This window comes from Enterococcus sp. DIV0561 (assembly GCF_050539875.1).
In the GTDB taxonomy this organism is placed as follows: domain Bacteria; phylum Bacillota; class Bacilli; order Lactobacillales; family Enterococcaceae; genus Enterococcus; species Enterococcus faecalis.
In genome coordinates this window covers 1,538,940-1,557,758 of record NZ_CP172927.1, presented here as the reverse complement: position 1 = coordinate 1,557,758, position 18,819 = coordinate 1,538,940, and the positions used below count along the sequence as shown (strand labels likewise).

23 protein-coding genes are annotated in these 18,819 nt (G+C 37.5%); 17 read left to right on the top strand and 6 right to left on the bottom strand.

The genetic code is table 11. From position 1 onward, the window contains the following. Nucleotides 1-27 precede the first annotated feature (27 nt). Both pnpS and IGM13_RS07570 read right to left on the bottom strand, forming a co-directional pair. Nucleotides 28-1,803 carry a two-component system histidine kinase PnpS gene (pnpS, locus tag IGM13_RS07575; RefSeq protein WP_002420151.1) on the bottom strand — a complete coding sequence of 592 codons (1,776 nt, stop codon included), beginning with the start codon at nt 1,801-1,803 and terminating at the stop codon, nt 28-30. Beyond that, entirely contained in the window at nt 1,800-2,510 is a 711-nt protein-coding gene (locus tag IGM13_RS07570) for a response regulator transcription factor (RefSeq protein ID WP_002360193.1), read from the bottom strand. Before IGM13_RS07570 ends, pnpS begins: the two co-directional genes overlap by 4 nt. Nucleotides 2,511-2,672: 162 nt before the next feature. Here IGM13_RS07570 and IGM13_RS07565 point away from each other — a divergent pair, with 162 nt between their 5' ends. The 3 genes from IGM13_RS07565 (at nt 2,673) to ffh (ending at nt 4,982) form a co-directional block, all read left to right on the top strand. After that, entirely contained in the window at nt 2,673-3,137 is a 465-nt protein-coding gene (locus tag IGM13_RS07565) for a DUF523 domain-containing protein (RefSeq protein WP_002364031.1), read from the top strand. An 83-nt stretch (nt 3,138-3,220) separates the two neighbouring features. Beyond that, entirely contained in the window at nt 3,221-3,559 is a 339-nt protein-coding gene (locus IGM13_RS07560) for a putative DNA-binding protein (protein ID WP_002357429.1), read from the top strand. A 4-nt stretch (nt 3,560-3,563) separates the two neighbouring features. Then, nucleotides 3,564-4,982 carry a signal recognition particle protein gene (gene ffh, locus IGM13_RS07555; protein WP_002360194.1) on the top strand — a complete coding sequence of 473 codons (1,419 nt, stop codon included), beginning with the start codon at nt 3,564-3,566 and terminating at the stop codon, nt 4,980-4,982. A 74-nt stretch (nt 4,983-5,056) separates the two neighbouring features. Here ffh and IGM13_RS07550 read toward each other — a convergent pair whose 3' ends face one another. Next, nucleotides 5,057-5,812: a MerR family transcriptional regulator gene (locus IGM13_RS07550; RefSeq protein ID WP_002420152.1), complete on the bottom strand. Its 756-nt coding sequence runs from the start codon at nt 5,810-5,812 to the stop codon at nt 5,057-5,059. A 117-nt stretch (nt 5,813-5,929) separates the two neighbouring features. Further along, complete coding sequence (locus IGM13_RS07545) at nt 5,930-6,484, bottom strand: NADPH-dependent FMN reductase (RefSeq protein ID WP_002357432.1); 555 nt, start codon at nt 6,482-6,484, stop codon at nt 5,930-5,932. 141 nt (nt 6,485-6,625) lie between these two features. Between IGM13_RS07545 and IGM13_RS07540 the strand changes: the two genes are divergently transcribed. The 9 genes from IGM13_RS07540 (at nt 6,626) to IGM13_RS07500 (ending at nt 14,206) form a co-directional block, all read left to right on the top strand. Beyond that, nucleotides 6,626-7,429: a GNAT family N-acetyltransferase gene (locus IGM13_RS07540; protein ID WP_002408437.1), complete on the top strand. Its 804-nt coding sequence runs from the start codon at nt 6,626-6,628 to the stop codon at nt 7,427-7,429. A gap of 146 nt (nt 7,430-7,575) precedes the next feature. Then, on the top strand, nt 7,576-7,851 hold the full coding sequence (gene rpsP, locus IGM13_RS07535; protein WP_002357434.1) for a 30S ribosomal protein S16: 276 nt from the start codon (nt 7,576-7,578) through the stop codon (nt 7,849-7,851). A gap of 11 nt (nt 7,852-7,862) precedes the next feature. Next, nucleotides 7,863-8,108: a KH domain-containing protein gene (locus IGM13_RS07530; protein WP_002357435.1), complete on the top strand. Its 246-nt coding sequence runs from the start codon at nt 7,863-7,865 to the stop codon at nt 8,106-8,108. A gap of 120 nt (nt 8,109-8,228) precedes the next feature. After that, nucleotides 8,229-8,795: a hypothetical protein gene (locus IGM13_RS07525; RefSeq protein WP_002357436.1), complete on the top strand. Its 567-nt coding sequence runs from the start codon at nt 8,229-8,231 to the stop codon at nt 8,793-8,795. Nucleotides 8,796-9,009: 214 nt separating this feature from the next. Further along, nucleotides 9,010-9,951: a ribonuclease Z gene (rnz, locus tag IGM13_RS07520; RefSeq protein WP_002360200.1), complete on the top strand. Its 942-nt coding sequence runs from the start codon at nt 9,010-9,012 to the stop codon at nt 9,949-9,951. After that, nucleotides 9,952-10,740 carry an SDR family NAD(P)-dependent oxidoreductase gene (locus IGM13_RS07515; RefSeq protein WP_002377298.1) on the top strand — a complete coding sequence of 263 codons (789 nt, stop codon included), beginning with the start codon at nt 9,952-9,954 and terminating at the stop codon, nt 10,738-10,740. A 16-nt stretch (nt 10,741-10,756) separates the two neighbouring features. Beyond that, nucleotides 10,757-11,224, top strand: a complete 468-nt coding sequence (locus IGM13_RS07510; RefSeq protein ID WP_002357439.1) for a LapA family protein — start codon at nt 10,757-10,759, stop codon at nt 11,222-11,224. A gap of 154 nt (nt 11,225-11,378) precedes the next feature. Beyond that, on the top strand, nt 11,379-13,691 hold the full coding sequence (gene recJ, locus IGM13_RS07505) for a single-stranded-DNA-specific exonuclease RecJ (protein ID WP_002420153.1): 2,313 nt from the start codon (nt 11,379-11,381) through the stop codon (nt 13,689-13,691). 2 nt (nt 13,692-13,693) lie between these two features. Beyond that, complete coding sequence (locus IGM13_RS07500; RefSeq protein ID WP_002357441.1) at nt 13,694-14,206, top strand: adenine phosphoribosyltransferase; 513 nt, start codon at nt 13,694-13,696, stop codon at nt 14,204-14,206. 108 nt (nt 14,207-14,314) lie between these two features. Here the strand turns inward: IGM13_RS07500 and IGM13_RS07495 are convergent, their stop codons facing one another. Further along, nucleotides 14,315-14,512, bottom strand: coding sequence for a hypothetical protein (locus IGM13_RS07495; RefSeq protein ID WP_002360203.1), 198 nt, complete (start codon nt 14,510-14,512; stop codon nt 14,315-14,317). A 193-nt stretch (nt 14,513-14,705) separates the two neighbouring features. Next, nucleotides 14,706-15,359, bottom strand: coding sequence for a PAQR family membrane homeostasis protein TrhA (trhA, locus tag IGM13_RS07490; protein ID WP_002357443.1), 654 nt, complete (start codon nt 15,357-15,359; stop codon nt 14,706-14,708). Nucleotides 15,360-15,490: 131 nt separating this feature from the next. On the opposite strand from trhA, the gene IGM13_RS07485 reads away from it, so the two are divergent. The 5 genes from IGM13_RS07485 (at nt 15,491) to IGM13_RS07465 (ending at nt 18,738) form a co-directional block, all read left to right on the top strand. After that, nucleotides 15,491-16,333: a DegV family protein gene (locus IGM13_RS07485; protein WP_029692867.1), complete on the top strand. Its 843-nt coding sequence runs from the start codon at nt 15,491-15,493 to the stop codon at nt 16,331-16,333. Nucleotides 16,334-16,436: 103 nt separating this feature from the next. Next, nucleotides 16,437-17,336 carry an SGNH/GDSL hydrolase family protein gene (locus IGM13_RS07480; RefSeq protein WP_002420157.1) on the top strand — a complete coding sequence of 300 codons (900 nt, stop codon included), beginning with the start codon at nt 16,437-16,439 and terminating at the stop codon, nt 17,334-17,336. Then, nucleotides 17,329-17,982 carry a YpmS family protein gene (locus IGM13_RS07475; protein ID WP_002377303.1) on the top strand — a complete coding sequence of 218 codons (654 nt, stop codon included), beginning with the start codon at nt 17,329-17,331 and terminating at the stop codon, nt 17,980-17,982. Before IGM13_RS07480 ends, IGM13_RS07475 begins: the two co-directional genes overlap by 8 nt. Before the next feature lie 16 nt (nt 17,983-17,998). Further along, a complete protein-coding gene (gene msrA / locus IGM13_RS07470; RefSeq protein ID WP_002357448.1) occupies nt 17,999-18,514 on the top strand; it encodes a peptide-methionine (S)-S-oxide reductase MsrA in 516 nt (171 codons plus the stop codon). Between the two features lie 5 nt (nt 18,515-18,519). Continuing rightward, nucleotides 18,520-18,738, top strand: a complete 219-nt coding sequence (locus IGM13_RS07465) for a YozE family protein (protein WP_002357449.1) — start codon at nt 18,520-18,522, stop codon at nt 18,736-18,738. The last annotated feature ends 81 nt before the right edge of the window (nt 18,739-18,819 follow it).

The following is an 18,819-nucleotide window of genomic DNA, read 5'->3' as shown; positions in this document are numbered from 1 at the left end:
CCAATAAACAGGATTGGCTGAGTTTTTTTAGGCTTCTTTTTTTGTTAAAGGCAAGGTGATTGTAAAAGTGGTACCTAACCCTAAGTGACTATCAATGGCGATTTTACCGCCTAATAATTCTGTGTAATTTTGGACAATAGCTAGACCTAGACCGGTGCCACCAGAATGACGGCTACGTGCTTTATCGACGCGATAGAACCGTTCAAAGATCCGTTCTTGGTCTTTTTGACTAATGCCAATGCCAGTATCTTGAACAGATAAACGTAATTGCTGATTTTCAATAGCATAAGAAATAGTAATCTGACCATTTTCTTGGGAATACTGAATGGCATTTTCAATTAGATTCTTCACGATTGGATAAAACAATTCGTATTTGGTGAAAAATTGGCTCTCTGGCAGACCATGAACGACTGTTTTCAGCTGTTTTGCTGCCAATTGTTGCTGATAAGAGCCGAGAATTTCTGTAATAAATTTTTCTAAAGTAATTTCTTGTTCTGCATAAGGAATTGTTGCGCTGCCCCGAGAAAGTTCTAAAATTTCTTGAATTAATTGTTGCAGACGCTGGGCATCTTTTTGCATGATGTGCAAAAATTGATCAAGGACTTCCGGATCTTCTTTGGCGCCATCTATGAGTGTCTCGGTAAAGCCCAAAAGAGAAGTGACAGGCGTTTTTAATTCATGAGACACGTTTGATACAAAATCTTTTTGCATTTTTTCTAGTTGGCGAACGCGCGTTAAATCATAGGCAATTCCTAATACTTGATAATCATTGGCACTTTGATCATCCAAGTAACGAAGAGAAAGATCTAATCGTAAAGGTGTTGGTCCTTGTGTCACAGTAATTTCTTGATGTAAACTGTTTTTTTCAGCGATGACTTGATGGATTAAATGAATCAAATCGGCGTCTTGAATCACTTCAAGATAATTGCTTTGCATATTTTTAGCAGAGAGTCCTAACATTTCCTGCATTTTAGGGTTCAACAGACGAAGCCGTCCTTGCGTATCAATGATAAAGACACCAATCATCAGCTCATCTAAAAGTTCGTGAAATTGCTCATCCGCAGACGTATACGCTTTATACGTTTGACTTACTTGTTGACTCAGTAGGTTAATAGTTTCGTAAAGTTCATTCCATTCAGAAGATTGCTGGATAATGGATCGATTTTCATCTGGATGTTTAAGCATTCGTTTCAGAATCGGTAAGACAGTCACTAGCGGTTGATTTTTTTGCCGTAACAGTAAAAAGATAAACAAGGTAATTAGTAGGAACAAAATGCCAAATGTAAAGATAATATAGCGACGAAAAGATTGGATATTTTTAGAAAATAGCGCGGTTTGTTCCGAAATCCGAATAATGCCAACGATTTCTCCTGATTTTAAAACGGGCGTGGCAACGTACAGAAGTTCTTTATTTAACGTTTTACTCTTTCGTAAAGCTGAACCATAGGTAGCTCCTGATAGAACCGCAGCGATTTCAGGCCGTTTTTTGTGCGACTCTAGCGGTTCATTTTGGCTGCTGTCAAAAAAGACGGTACCATTTTTTTGCAACAAAGTTACCCGTTCTTCTGCATCATCTAACGCATGGGTGACAAGGAGTTGTTGTTGGTTTGTCAGTTGCCCTTTTTCGAAAACGGAAGGGGGCAACTGGTCTGTTAAAAGGGTATTTTTTCTTCTTAAATAGGTTTCTTGCTGAGCAACCATTTCTTTTTGAAAGAAAAAATTGGTCGCTGCAATACTCCCGACAAATAATAAAAGCATGACTGCCGCAACTAAAAAATATTCAATCCGCAGTCTCTTTTTCATCGTTTTGGCTCCTGAAAACGGTAGCCGAAGCCACGGACAGTTACTAAGTAAACGGGCCGTTTGGGATCGGGCTCGATTTTATCACGTAAATGACTAATGTGGACATCGACGATGCGACTTTGTCCAGCGAAGTCATATTGCCAAATTCGCTCCAACAAGGTTTCCCGATTAATGACCCGATCTTTGCGTTTCATGAAGTAAACGAGTAATTCAAATTCTTTTGGTGTTAGCTCGATGGGCTGATTGCGCACAAAGACTTCATAATTTTGTTCATCCACACGAATCTCGCCAATCACAAGCGGAGCTTTAGGTGTGTCCTCTTGAAGCGGTTCGGTCGTGGTAGGTTTTAAACGACGAAAAATAGCTTTCATACGTGCTAAGACTTCTCTGGGACTAAAAGGTTTTGTTAAATAATCATCTGCCCCAATTTCTAAGCCGATGATTTTATCTACTTGTTCATCTTTGGCAGTTAAAATCAAAATAGGCGTGTCAATTTTTTCTCGACGAAGTGCTTTGGTAATTTCTAAGCCATCCATACCAGGAAGCATTACATCTAAAATTATAAAATCATATTGATTAGACAAAGCTAATTCGAAGCCGTTTTTACCATCTTCGGAAGTAGTCACCTGATAGCCTTCTTTTTCCAAATTAAAGGTTAACAAAGTTAAAATCGATGGTTCATCATCGACGACAAGAACTTTTTTCATTTACATAACTCCTTCAAGAAATTTCTGAAAATAAGTGTATATTTCACTATTGTTAGTTTAACATATTTTTAGAGGAAGAACGTACTTTAAAGTAAGCGAGAATGCTACTTTTGAGAAAAGTCAACTCATGGTATAATAGAGAAATGAAATGAGGAGAAGCGAATGATTGGTATTAGTAGTTGCTTAGGTGGGATTTGTTGCCGTTACGATGGAAAATCTCAAGAACAAGAAGCGTTAAAACAACTTGTAACTAATGGAAAAGCAATAATGATTTGTCCCGAAGTTTTAGGGGAGTTGCCCATTCCACGTCCGCCAGCAGAAATCATTGGCGGGGATGGCTTTGATGTTTGGGCGAATACTGCTTATGTATATACGGATAACGGGGAAGATGTGACTGAGGCATTTAAAGCAGGGGCACAACGCGCGTATCAAAAATTAAAAGCCCAACAAATTACAACCTTGATTTTGAAAGAAAAAAGTCCCAGCTGTGGCAGCCAGCTGATTTATGATGGACAATTTTCTGGCATTAAAAAAGCTGGAGTTGGAGTCGCAACTGCTTATTTTATTCAACAAGGAATGACCGTTTATTCTGAAGAAACATGGCAACTTGCTGACATTTCTTTTTAAAAGGTAAAAACTTAGTAAAAAAAGATTGACTATTCCCTATGAAATCGGTAACCTATAAGGGATTGAAGATGGGAGCACGGCTCATGGAAATGGAAAAAACAAACCGCATGAATGCGTTATTTGAATTTTATTCGACATTATTAACGGAAAAGCAGATGAATTATATGGAGCTTTACTATGCTGATGACTTTTCTTTAGGAGAAATTGCGGAAGAATATGAGGTTAGTCGCCAAGCGGTTTATGATAACATTAAACGAACCGAAAAAATTTTAGAAGAATACGAAAAAAAGTTACATCTTTATTCAAACTATGTTGTACGGAAAGAATATCTTGAACAGCTACAGCAGTATGTTCAAGAAACTTATCCCAAAGATAGTGAAATCAAAAAATATATTGAACAAATTCAAGAAATAGAGGAATGAAACTATGGCTTTTGAGAGTTTAACAAACCGCCTACAACAGGCAATGAGTAAAATCCGTCGTAAGGGAAAAGTTTCCGAAGCCGACGTAAAAGAAATGATGCGAGAAATCCGTTTGGCTTTATTAGAAGCCGACGTTAATTTACAAGTGGTCAAAGATTTCACAAAACGTGTCAGAGAACGGGCAGTAGGAGTCGAAGTATTAGAAAGCTTATCACCCGCCCAACAAATTGTAAAAATTGTTGATGAAGAATTAACGAAAACGTTAGGTTCAGAAACGGTTGAACTGAATAAATCTCCAAAAATCCCAACAGTGATTATGATGACAGGGTTACAAGGGGCTGGTAAAACAACTTTTACTGGTAAATTAGCCAAACACTTAATGAAAACTGAAAACGCTCGTCCGCTTTTAATCGCTGGTGACGTTTATCGTCCAGCAGCGATTGATCAGTTGAAGGTTTTAGGTCAACAATTAGAAGTTCCCGTTTTTGATATGGGAACCGATGCTAATCCAGTGGAAATTGTTCGTCAAGGGTTAGCGTTAGCAAAAGAAAAGAAAAATGATTATGTCTTAATTGATACGGCCGGCCGTTTACACATTGACGAAGCTTTAATGGACGAATTGAAACAAATTAAAGAGTTGGCTAATCCCAATGAAATTCTGTTAGTTGTTGATGCGATGACGGGGCAAGATGCTGTCAACGTTGCAGATAGTTTTAATGAACAGCTTGGAATTACTGGGGTTGTTATTACCAAAATGGACGGCGATACTCGTGGGGGGGCTGCGCTGTCAATTCGGGCAGTAACGGGCGCTCCGATTAAATTTGTCGGTTCTGGTGAAAAATTAACCGATTTAGAAATTTTCCATCCCGATCGTATGTCGAGTCGTATCCTAGGTATGGGGGACATGTTGACGCTAATTGAAAAAGCGCAACAAGATTACGATGAGAAAAAAGCAGAAGAACTTGCTCAAAAAATGAAAGAAAACAGTTTTGACTTTAACGATTTCATTGAGCAATTGGATCAAGTTATGGGCATGGGACCGATTGAAGACTTATTAAAAATGATCCCTGGAATGAGTAACATGCCTGGTATTGAAAATGTCAAAGTCGATCCAAAAGATGTGGCACGGAAACGGGCGATGGTTTTATCAATGACCCCTGCAGAACGTGAAAATCCTGATCTATTAAATCCTAGTCGCCGTCGCAGAATTGCAGCTGGTTCAGGAAATAGTGTGGTTGAAGTCAATCGTATGATTAAACAATTTAAAGAATCCAAAAAAATGATGCAACAAATGTCCAAAGGGGATATGAACATTCCTGGTATGGATCAAATGCTAGGTGGCGGTGTTAAAGGCAAGTTAGGTAAAATGGCCATGAATCGTATGATGAAGAAAAACAAAAAAAAGAAAAAGAAAAAAAGATAAACAGGCTTTAGTTAATTATCATAAGAAACAGAAAGTGCGCCATCAGTCTCTTCGACTGATGGCGCACTTTCTGTTTAAGCGTAGTTTTGGATAATTGCGTTTAACGCTTCGGCAAAACCAGTGCCGTGTTGTTCATAATATGACGTAAATCGTTCATCGCCAACATACATAAGGCCTAACCCTTTGTGTGCTTCTGGCGAATAGCTTGACCAAGAGTACATTAACCAATCTTTGTGTAATTGGAAAATTTCTTGCGCAAGTTGGCTAGTCAACTTGGGTGATTTTTGATACATGGCTAACTTAGAAAATAAATCTTTTTCCACGTTCTGCATTGCTTGCATGTCTTTTTCCGTCAAGTTTAAATATTTTTTGTTGGCTTGTTCAATCGTTTCGTTGCCATATTTTTCCCGAATCTCTTTACCATATTTTTCTTCGTTTTCTTGAACTCGTTGTTGTTTGAATGCTTCGAATTTTTGCTGATCTGACATGTTTATCTCTCCTTTGTAATGGTGTAAGGTTTGTTGAACAGAGGCTAAAAGACGATCAATTTCATTGCGCTTTTCCAATAGTTTTTGTTGATGCTCGTATAAAGCCTGTTCAACATTAAAGTCAGGTTGCTCCAAAATTTCTTTAATTTCATCTAGTTTCAGATCCAATTCACGGTAAAAAAGAATTTGTTGCAAACGATTCACCTCGGCTTGCCCGTAAATTCGATAACCAGAAGAATTAATTCTGGCTGGTTGAAGAAGACCAATTTCATCATAATATCGTAACGTCCGTGCACTGACGCCAGATAGTGAAGCCATTTTTTTAATTGTATATTCCATCATTCATTCCTCCTGACAAAATCTATCATAAACCTTTACGTAACGAGAAGGTCAAGCAAAAAAATAAAAAAAGTGAGACAACCTGTAAAAAGTTGCCTCACTTTTTCTCGATTGATTCAATTAGGCAGTTAAGCGATTAAAGAAATCCACGTAAGCATCTACAATTGATTGTAAGAAGCCAACAGTGCCATCAATAATTTTACCATCTTCACCAATTAAGTTCGTAATACCGCCAATATAGGCTTCAGGTTGTTGTAAAGTTGGAACATTTAAGAAGACTAATGATTGTCTTAAATGATGGTTCGCACCAAATCCGCTAATTGCACCTGGTGAAACACTCACCACAAGTCCGGGTTTTTTATCCCAAACGCTTTCGCCATACGGACGTGAACCGACATCCAATGCATTTTTTAAAACAGCTGGTACTGAACGGTTATATTCTGGTGTTACAAACATCACACCATCTACTTGTTTGACTTCTTCACGGAATGTTGTCCAAGCTTCGGTGGGGGTTCCTTCATCATCCAAATCTTGATTGTATAATTCTAAATCACCAATGTTAATAAAAACAGGTTCGAAATCAGCTGGAAATAAGTCCGCCATTGTTTTTGCTACCAATTTGTTAAATGAATCTTTTCTTAAACTCCCTACAAAAATACCAATTTTTTTTGTCATGTAAATCCCTCCATTTTTCTTTTACTTACTTTATGATAGTACTTTTTCAAAAAAAGCGCAAACGTTTTATCCTTGTACATTGTTGAACTTCGTAACTTCACGTATAATAGCTAGTAAAAGGATGAGTAAAGGAGCAACTGCTTGAATAAAAAAATAAATTGGCGCCGACAATTAACACCGTCGGAGAAACAAACATTGACTGAATTAAGAAACAAGGAAATGATTAAACAAGGAACTTTTTATAAATTGGAACAAACATTTCCTGAGGAATCAGCTTATACTTATTATGGTTTATACAGGAAGGGACAAGCCATTCAAGCGTATATCGTAGGGTATTGTTTTGATGGGGAAACCTTGGAAGCGACGATTGTTGCGCCAAATGTAGGGCCATTTTTTGAAGAACTTGTTCAAGAACTCGAAAAGCAAGCAGCTTTGTGGGGAATGAAAGAAGTCTTTCTCGTGATGGACGACAAGCAATCTGTTGGCCTGAATTATTTTAATAGACAAGGAATTGTGCCAGCTTTTTCAGAACAGTATCTGGTTTTTCAAAGAGAAACTTACTCACAGGAGTTGGCGAAGCTGACACTTCTCCGACCACAAGCGGCTGATTTGCATTCCTTGGCTAGGTTACTAGAAGGTACGCCTTTACCGGAGGACCTTCAACGAACACTTATTTATAAAGAAAACAATCAACTTTTAGCCACGCTACGTTTGGATCATTTTGAAAACGAATGGGGGATTTATGGCTTTGTTGTGACAAAAACGCAACGAGGTCGCGGTCTTGGCCGTCAAGTGTTACAGTCTGCGCTCCGAATGATTTTAGAAAATTCAGCCTCAGCGACTATTTTTTTAGAAGTTGAAACAGAAAATCAAGCAGCGCTTCATCTCTATCAAACAGAAGGCTTTCAAGTGAGAAACCAGTACAACTATTATCAAATTTTGTAAAAATTCTTCATTATTTCGTTTGGTTTCCTGCAAATTGGCTAAAAAAATTGAAAAAAAGTAAAGGTGTCAAGAAAAAACTCTTTACAGGTTGTTGTTAATCTGTTAAACTAACTCTTGTGATTAAGTTAATGGAGGTGTATTTAATAATGGCAGTTAAAATTCGTTTAAAACGTATGGGTTCTAAAAAGAGTCCTTTTTACCGTATTGTAGTAGCTGATTCTCGTTCTCCTCGTGATGGACGTTTCATCGAAACTGTAGGTACTTACAACCCTTTGAAAGACCCTGCAGAAGTAGTTTTAAAAGAAGATTTAGTTTTAGATTGGTTATCTAAAGGTGCGCAACCTTCTGATACAGTTCGTAACATCCTTTCAAAAGAAGGCGTTATGAAAAAACATCATGAAGCTAAAAACGTTAAGAAATAAGGTGATTGAATATGGCAGATGTGAAAGAGTTAATTTTAACTATTGTCCGTCCGTTAGTCAGTCAACCTGAAGCAGTCTCATTAGAAATTGAGGAATCAACTGATTTCCTCGAGTATAATTTGACTGTGGCCAAAGAAGATATTGGACGTATCATTGGTAAACAAGGGCGTGTTGCAAAAGCAATTCGGACAATTGTTTATAGTGTACGTATCGATGGTCCGAAAAAGGTCCGTTTAAATATTCTTGATGGTAAATAAGCAGCAACAAGGAGGTAGCCTAGCTATCTTCTTTTTTTATACATAACCAAAAAGTTTTCATTGCTAGAGACAGACCTTTCTTGCTAAAATAGATGTATCCAGAATAAAGGAGCGATTTGTATGGCAAAACGAATTATCATTATGAACTTTGATATTGAAAGTAAATCGTACCAAGCATTTTCCGAAATAAAAAAGATGCAGGCAGAAAGACAGCTTAAAGGTGAGCAAATGGCGGTTGTTACACATGTTAATGATGGCCAGCATCAATTTAAAATCAATGATTTTATCGATTTTACAGGCAACAATCATACATCAAAAGATAGTATGATTGGGATGTTAGTAGGCATATTAGGTGGTCCTCTGGGCATTCTTTTTGGCTGGTTTGCTGGAAGTATGTATGGTGCAAGCAAAGACGCCAAAGAAATTCAAGAAGCACAAACGGTTTTTGAACATGTGATTCAAAAGATTGATGAAGGACAAACGGGATTATTATTAATTGCAGAAGAAGAAGACAACCGTCCGCTCAACCAATTGGTTATGTTTGACTTAGGTGGCGAAATCACGCGGCTTGATTTAGAGGAAGTCCAACAAGAAATTAACGATGCGAACGAAGTTGCAAATGAAGCGAAACAATCGTGGCAAGCAAAAAAAGAACAACATAAAGAAGCGACATCGAAAGAAGAATAAGGATTAAAGACTGTTTTCTGAATAAAGGGAAACAGTCTTTTAAAATACTAAGAAATCACGGTTTTTTATGGTAGTTTGCTAATTTTTTGTTATTTTATCGTAAAATGCGGTAAACTAAGAAGAAAACTTTGAGAAAATAGATAAATTATTATTTGCTAAAGGAGCAAACTTCTTCTAAAATAAAAAGGAAGTTTAAAAGAAAGTATGGTAGCAGATGGAAATACAATTTTTAGGAACAGGCGCTGGTGTGCCAGCAAAACATCGCAATGTCACAGGTATTGCGTTGAAATTATTAGATGAACGAAATGCAGTTTGGCTCTTCGATTGTGGGGAAGGGACGCAATTGCAAATTTTAAAAAGTAGTATTCGCCCAAGAAAAATTGAAAAGATTTTTATTACACATTTACATGGGGATCATATTTTTGGTTTACCTGGTTTGTTAAGTAGTCGTTCTTTTCAGGGCGGGACAGAACCTTTAGAAATCTATGGACCAGTTGGGATTGCTGATTTTGTTAAAACTTCTTTACGGGTCTCACAATCGCGGTTGTCCTATCCACTGAAATTTATTGAATTAACAAAAGAAAATGACGTTATTTTTAAAGATAAACAATTCACTGTTCGCTGTAATATCTTGGACCATGGCATCACGAGCTTTGGCTATCGAATTGAGGAAGCAGCGCATGAAGGAGAATTACAAGTAGAGAAACTTCAAGCTTTAGGGATTCCTTCTGGGCCATTGTATGGCAAACTCAAACGTGGTGAAACGATCGTTTTTGATGGACAGGAAATTAATGGACAAGCGTTTGTGGGAGAGCGTAAACCTGGTCGAATCGTGACGATTTTAGGAGACACTCGCAAAACTAAAAATAGCGTAACCTTAGCACGACGAGCGGATGTTTTAGTCCATGAAAGTACGTTTAATAAACACGAAGCAAAAATGGCAAAAGCCTACTTCCACTCAACCAGTCAACAAGCAGCTGAAGTTGCAAAAGAAGCGCAAGTAAAACAACTTATCTTAACGCATATTAGTGCCCGTTATTTAACCAAAGAGGCCTATCAGCTTCAAGAAGAAGCCCAAGAAATTTTCCCCAATACAAAAATCGTGAAAGATATGGATATCATTGAGATTCCATTTGCCAATGAAGGAGGAGCTTAGATGGATTTAACAAATAAAGTCGTTGTCGTAACTGGAGGTTCAGCTGGTTTAGGTGAACAAATTTGTTATGAAGCAGCTAAACAAGGGGCGGTCGTCGTTGTCTGTGCCCGCAGAATTAATTTGATTGGTAAAGTTCGCGAGCAGTGTGCCGCTTTAAGCGGACGAGAAGCATTTTCTTATCAATTAGATATTGCCGATCCAGAAAGCGTTGAACGTGTGGTTGAAGCTATTTCAGCAGAAGTTGGTTCTATAGATGTTTTAGTCAATAATGCTGGTTTTGGCTTGTTTGAAAATTTTGTTGAGATTGACTTGGCTGTTGCACGCCAAATGTTTGATGTCAACGTTCTAGGAATGATGACGTTTACTCAAAAAGTAGCTATTAAAATGATTGAAGCTGGGCAAGGACATATTATCAACGTTGCTTCAATGGCTGGGAAGATGGCTACAGCTAAATCAACCGTTTATTCTGCAACGAAATTTGCTGTGTTAGGTTTTTCAAATGCTTTACGTTTAGAATTGAAACCGTTGGGTGTAGCAGTAACGACTGTCAATCCAGGACCAATCCAAACAGAATTCTTTGATAAAGCGGACCCGACAGGCACTTATCTAGCTGCGGTGGATAAAATTGTTTTGGACCCTACGAAATTAGCGAAAGAAGTGGTTGGGAGTATGGGGACTTCTCGACGTGAGATTAATCGTCCGTTTGTCATGGAAGCAGCTGCCCGCTTTTATACATTGTTTCCACATTTAGGAGATTTCATAGCGGGAAATATTTTAAATAAAAAATAAAGGAGTCGATCAAGTCATGAAAAATCAATGGCGTGTTATTTTGGGCCTTGTGTTGGTCTTAATTGTTGTTATTTTTGCTGTTTTAAATAATCAAGCTGTTCCAGTAAACTTTGGTTTTACTAAAATTAGTGGACCGTTAATCTTAATTATTTTAGGTTCTGCAATTATTGGCGCACTAGTTGGGTTACTAACCTCCACAACCACCATTTGGAACCAACGTAAGGAATTAAAAGCTGTACAAAAAGAGTTGGATATTTATAAAAATGATATGGATAAATTAGTCAAAGAAGAAACGGAAAAAGTTCAACGTTCTTTTGATAATCAATTGGCTGATTTGCAAGCCAAACAAGCGGCAGCACCACAAGTCGCAGAACCAGTGGTCAACGAACAAACATCAAACACAGAAGTAGACGCAACGCCTGTGTCAGGTAGTCGTATTGATCGTTATGTGAAACCTCGTGTGAATGAAGAGGAACAAAAATAAGGAAGAGACTTTATCGCTAAGTTTCTTTTAAAATAAAACTGTGATATCTGCTATTTATCTAACAGATATCACAGTTTTTTTCTCAGATTTAAAAAAATGCTTTCTTTAGTTTTTGGAAAAATTTTGCTATAATTACTTGGTTAGGAGTGACGTCGTGAAAAAATCAAACTATCAATGGCAGTTACAGACAAAGACAGAATTACCTGTAGAATTTATAGAACAATTAAAAAAAGAACAAATTAATCCATTAATTGGCCAACTTTTATGGCACCGCAATATCCGGACAGAAGAAGCATTACGTAAGTTTCTACATCCGACTATCGAAGATATTTATGATCCGTTCTTAATGCATGATATGGAGAAAGCGGTAGCCCGCATCCAGCAAGCCGTCGAAGCGGGTGAACAAATCCTTGTCTATGGGGATTATGATGCAGATGGCATCACTAGTACCACGGTTATGAAAGAAGCAATCGAATTAGTCGGTGGCATGGTTCAGTACTTTCTACCGAATCGTTTTGTTCATGGATATGGACCTAATAAAGACGTATTTGCTGAACAAATTGAACAAGGAGTCCAATTAATTGTAACCGTTGATAATGGTGTAGCTGGACATGAAGCAATTAACTACGCTATGGCACAAGGAGTAGATGTAATCGTTACTGACCATCATGAATTGCCTGAACAATTACCAGAGGCCTATGCGCTTGTCCACCCTAGACATCCACAAGGTGACTATCCTTTTGGAGATTTAGCTGGTGTTGGCGTGGCTTTCAAAGTCGCTACTGCGTTACTTGGTGAATTGCCAATTGAGTTATTAGATTTGGTAGCAATTGGGACAATTGCTGACTTGGTTTCATTAACCGATGAAAATAGAACGTTTGTCAAAATGGGCCTGCAAATGATTCAAACTGGTGATCGAATTGGTTTAGACGTTTTACTACAAGAAGCAGGTGTAAAAAAGGAATCTGTTTCAGAAGAATCAATTGGCTTTACCATTGGACCTCGTTTAAACGCGTTAGGTCGATTAGGGGAAGCCGCACCAGGTGTTGAATTAATGACTACATTTGATGAAGAACAAGCGCTGGAAATCGCTAAATATATTGATCAACAAAACAATGAACGAAAAGACATTGTAACGACGATTGCCAAAGAAGCCCTGGATTTAATCGACCCGAATGCGCCGGTCCATATTTTAGCGAAACAAGGCTGGCATGAAGGTGTCTTAGGGATTGTCGCGGGCCGCATTATGCAAGAAACGGGGAAACCAACCATTATTTTAGCAATAGATGAATCTGGTAAAACCGCAAAAGGCTCTGGACGTAGCATTAGCGCATTGAATCTCTATGAGGCGTTGAACGAAGTGCGTGAGCAATTCACTCATTTTGGTGGGCATCATATGGCAGCGGGAATGACTTTACCTGTTGAAAATATTCCTTTTGTTCAGGAACATTTGGCACACTTTATTGAAAAAAATCAAATTGATATGGCTAATGGACAAGAGTTACTCATTAGTGAGAGCTTAGCGGTTTCGCAGGCAACGACTGCTTTTATTGATCAATTGCGTATTTTGGCGCCTTTTGGGACTGATAATACTGTTCCAACTTTTGTATTTAAGGAAATCACGCCTACGCAAATTCGTCAAATTGGTGCAGATAATGCACATCTCAAATTTCAAATGAATCAAGAAGGGGCACAATTGGATGCAATTGCTTTTCAAATGGGGCCTCAAGCGGATGAACTAGCACAAGGAACCGCCGATGTGGCAGGCCAACTTTCCATCAATGAATGGAATGGTCGTAAGAAACCACAATTAATGGTGACTGATTTTGCTGTATCGGGAAGACAATTATTTGATTTTCGTGGCAAAAATAATCAAACGAAACCAATTTCTTCAGAAGCAACAGCTTATCTTTTGTTTGATGAAAAAAATCAAAAATTCATTTCAGATCCAACCGCTAATATTATTGTTTGGTCAAACCAAGAAGAATTGGTGGAAGTTGTTTCTCAAAATCAAATCGAACAACTGGTTTTTGTCGACTGTCCTGTGGAAGCAATCACGGTTAAAGAAATTGTTGAAGCGACTGAGATACAACGTATATACATGATGTTTATTTCACCAGAAGAAGCTTATTTAAACGGTATGGCTTCACGTGAACAATTTGCAACATTGTATAAATTTATTTTGCAGCAAAAAGAAGTAAATCTACGTTCCCAGCTATCGAAGGTGGCAAATTACTTAAATATCCAAGAAAAATTATTAATTTTCATGATACAGGTGTTTTTTGACTTAGGATTTGTTACAATAGAAAGCGGTGTTTTAAACAGTATTGAGAAACCCGACAATCGACCATTGACTGAAAGTCAAGTGTACCAACAACGATTGAAAAAAATAAAAACAGAAGAATTTCTACTTTACAGTGATTGTCAAACAATACAACAATGGCTGTGGAATGAGGAGGACAAATAAAAATGGATTTAAGAGATTACATTGCAAGCATTCCAGATTATCCTGAGAAAGGGATCGTGTTCCGTGACATTTCTCCATTAATGGCTAATGGGGATGCCTACCGTGAAGCAACGAAACAAATCGTGGATTACGCGAAAGAAAAAAGAATTGATATGGTTGTAGGACCGGAAGCTCGTGGCTTTATTGTCGGCTGTCCAGTGGCTTATGAACTAGGGGTTGGCTTTGCTCCGGTTCGCAAAAAAGGAAAACTTCCTCGTGAAACCATCGAAGTGACTTATGACTTAGAATATGGTTCAGATACATTAACGTTGCACAAAGATGCCATCACACCAGGCCAACGTGTTTTGATTTGTGATGATTTGCTAGCAACTGGTGGTACAATTAAAGCAACTATCGAATTAGTCGAACAATTAGGTGGTATTGTGGTTGGTTGTGCGTTCCTAATTGAATTAATGGATTTACATGGCCGCGATAAAATTGATGGCTACGATATTGTTACCTTAATGGAATACTAATCTAATTTAATTAGAAAGAGCGAAGGAATTTAATCCTTCGCTCTTTCTTTGACATATTTATAAAAACGGAGCATAGCTTGGGGGGAACACACCGTTTTATTATTTATTTTAAGGGAACTTACGATAAACGTATCTTGCTTGCTGTTGTTTACGTGTACGTGTATAACGCTTCTCATCCCATGACATAAACCAAAGAATAAATAACGGCGTCACGATCATAAAAGCAAGACGTAATCCTAATGTTCCCAAAAAAATACCTATAACCAATACAAAAAATAAAAATCCAACACGACGAATTGCTTCCATGTGTATCACCTCTTCATTTGATTCGAACGAGTGTTCGTATTGTTATTATACGAATGTATGTTCGTTTTGTAAAGTCTTTTCTACTAATTTATGTTAAAATAATTCGAAAAGAAGAATAATCCTTTATAATAAAGAGATTTAGGGCAATAAAAGAACACGATGCTTTGAGCATCGTGTTCTTATTGTGCTGTGATTACGTATAAAAGAGAACAGAAAAATACATGAGAATCGCTGCAAGCATGACGAACAAGTGCCAAACCACATGCATAAACCGCACATTTTTCAATGAATAGAAGGCTGCACCTAATGTGTAAGACACACCCCCTGCGACCAATAACGCTGTTCCTGTAAATCCAAGAGATTCATATAACGGACGAGCAGCGATGATACAGAGCCAACCTAAAACAATATAAATAATCGTTGAAATGTTTTTCACTGTTTCTTGTTTATGCAACGTGAGGGATTTATAGACAATACCGACGATGGCGATTAACCAGACTAAACTGAACAAGGTCCAACCTAACCAACCGCCAATACTAATTAAGCAAAACGGCGTATAGCTGCCAGCAATCAATAAGAAAATAGAACTATGATCGAAGACCTGAAAGACCTTTTTGGCTCTTGTAAAAATTAAACTATGAAATAACGTTGAAGATAAAAAAAGTAGAATCAACATGGAGCCATAAATAGCATAAGATACCACGTGAATCGGTGAGCCTAAACGAGCTCCTTTAACAAGTAAAATGACTAAGCCAGCAATACTTAAACCTGCGCCTATGCCATGTGTAACTGCATTTAAGACTTCGTTCACGATTAGGTATTTTTTTGAGAAATGCGTTTTTTCCAATAAATTCACTTCCTTTATTTTAATTTGATGAAAAATTCGGCAGTGTCTGTTATACTATAACTAGATAATTAACCGTTTAATGGTATTCTACCATGAAAACAGGTTCCTTTTAAAGAAAGAGTGATAAATTTATGACAAACGTTAAAATCGTAACGGATTCTTCATGTACGATGGAAAAAAGTCTTAGAGATGAATTAAATATCCATATGATGCCTTTATCAATTATGGTTGATGGCGTTGTTTATCCAGATGATGAACATTTGCCAGGCGAAAAATTTATGGACATGATGGCTAATGCGAAGGCCTTACCAAAAACCAGTCAACCACCAATTGGTGAATTTGTAGAATTATATGATCGCTTAGGTGAAGATGGCAGTGAAGTAATTTCGATTCACATGACAAAAGGCTTAAGTGGAACGGTTGAAGCGGCCCGTCAAGCTAGCAACTTATCATCAAGTAAAGTAACGGTGATTGATAGCGATTTTACAGACCAAGGTTTGTCTTTCCAAGTCATTCAAGCAGCAAAATTGGCACAAGCGGGAGCGGGTGTTCCAGAAATTTTAGCTGAAATTGAACGCGTCAAACAAAATACTAAATTATACATTGGCATTTCAACATTGGATAATTTGGTTAAAGGTGGACGAATCAGCCGTACAACAGGATTATTATCAAACATTTTTAATATGAAAGTTGTCATGGACTTTGAAAATACGGAATTGATTCCTGTAGCGAAAGGCCGCGGCGTTAAAACGTTTAATAAATGGTTTGACGAATTGAAATCAGAATTAAGTAAGATTCCAAATGTTCGACAAATTGGCATTTCTCATGCGGATGGGCTAGAACTAGCAAATGGATTCAAAGAAGGATTACAAGCAATCTTTAAAGACATGGATATTCCCGTATTACATACGAATCCAGTCATTGCAACACATACAGGAAAAAATGCCTTTGCTATTATGTACTATACAGACTAAGAAATAACGAGGTTGGGTCTCACTCTTAAATGAGTAGACGCAACCTCTTTCTAACAAGAAAAGGAAAATTTCTTGTTGGTTTATTTAAAAGGAAGTGACGAAGATGAAAAAACAAACACAGCATATTTTGCTGACCGTCTTAACACCTATCCTCATTGCGCTAGGTGTTTTTACATTGTTAAGTGTGGCCATCCCCAAAGCAAAGCCACTATTAAAGCAAGAGAAAGTGGCCACAACTTTTCAAAAAAATCAAAAAGAAGTCATTCATTATACAGCTATCGGTGATTCTTTAACTGAAGGAATTGGCGATTTGACGAATAGTGGAGGTTTTGTTCCTATTGTGGCAGATGATTTAAAAGAACACTACAACTTGAACGGTGTTCAAACAGACAATTTTGGGAAAAATGGGGATCGTAGTGACCAAATTTTAAAACGAATCAAAGAAAAACCTGAAATTCAAAAGGGCCTTGCCTCTGCGGACGTGATTACGCTAACGGTTGGTGGAAATGACTTAATGAAAGTAATTAGTAGTAATATTTTCGACTTGAAAGTCAGCTCGTTCAATCGTCCACAAAAAGCCTATCAACGCCGAGTAAGACGACTACTTGAAGAAATCCGAGAGTACAACAAGAAGGCCCCTATTTATGTCTTAGGAATTTACAATCCCTTCTACTTAAACTTTTCCGAAATTACAGAAATGCAAGAAATCGTTGATAACTGGAATCAAGCAACCGAAGAAATGGTTCAAGAGCAAAAACGAGCCTATTTCATTCCTATCAATGATTTACTCTATAAAGGTCGTGGCGATGAAGTTGGCGTAACTGGTGGCGACTCAGAAACTACAGGAAGTAGTGCTAGCAAAGAGGATTTAAACAATTTGTTATATGAAGAAGATCGCTTCCATCCGAATAATCTTGGCTACCAAATTATGGCCGGAGCTGTCCGGGATGAAATGGTCAAGACAGAGAAAGAATGGATAACCAAATCAGAAGGTAGTGAATAAAATGAATGAAGAAAAGCCAAAAACAAGTAAATCAATTAAAAAGACACAACCAACCAATCCTAAACGAAATCCCTGGAAAATCGCTTTTCTTGTTCTAGTGGGTTTAGTCATTGGTAGTGTAGCTTTCGTGACATTTCGAGCAACACAAGTTCGCGAACCAGATTTAAAGAAAATACCAGCAATTGTTGAAAAAGAAGGCGAGCCAGTCGTCACAATTCAGTCAAAAAAACAACAAGTGAACAAACTGATTGACTTTTATTTAGCCGACTTTCAAAAAGGTTCGGAGATCAAATATAAATTTTATTTAGAAAATGATGCTTTATTAAATGGAACATTTCAGGTGTTAGGGCATGACATTCCTTTTTACTTATATTTTGATCCTTACGTGATGGCGAATGGTAATGTACAATTAAAAGCAAAAAGTTTATCTATAGGAACGTTAGGCTTGCCAATTAAAGAAGTATTGAAATTTGCTAAACGTTCTTACAAACTACCTAAATGGGTTGAAATCAATCCAGATGATCAAACTGTTTTATTACGTTTAGATCAGTTTAGAATGCAAAATGGTCTATTTGTTCGAGCAGAAAAGATTAATTTAGTTGACGATGACATTCGGATGAATATATACTTGCCAAAAGAGAAATAAAAAAGGAGTGTTAGAGATGGAAGAAAAAGCAATTTTTGCAGGCGGCTGTTTCTGGTGTATGGTGCAGCCTTTTGATACACAACCAGGGATTATCTCAGTTGTTTCGGGTTATACAGGTGGGCACGTGCCTAATCCAACATATGAACAGGTTCTAACACACACAACAGGCCATACGGAAGCAGTAGAAATCACTTTTGATCCAGCGATTATTTCTTACGAACAATTAGTGGACATTTATTGGCAACAAACGGACCCTACTGATGCTTTCGGTCAGTTTCAAGACCGCGGCGATAATTATCGGCCAGTTATTTTTTATCGTTCTCAAGAACAAAAAGAAATTGCTGAGAAAAGTAAAGAACGTCTAGCTAATAGTGGCCGTTTTACAGAACCAATTGTTACCACCATCGAACCAGCAGCACCATTTTATCCTGCTGAAGAATACCATCAAGACTTTTATAAAAAAGACGCTTTGCGTTATGGATTGTCCCATCAACGTAGAAGTGAATTTATCGAAGAAAAATGGAGTGACTAATTTACATGAGACGAAGCTTTTACCATTACTTAATGACATTAAAAGGTCCGGCTAAAGATCCTGAAACTGATTTTGCCAATGAAGCGGCCAAAGATATTCAGTTTCCAAAACAAACCGAGGATTATCATGAACTTTCTTCTTATTTAGAAATGAATGCTGACTATTTAAGCAACATGGACATCTTTGATGAGTTATGGGAAAAGTACCTTGAAAACAATAAATAAATCCAGAGGAAAAGCAAACAAAGCTTTTCCTCTTTTTTCATTCATGTTATAGTAAACAAAAGTAGTGACGAATTTGTTAGA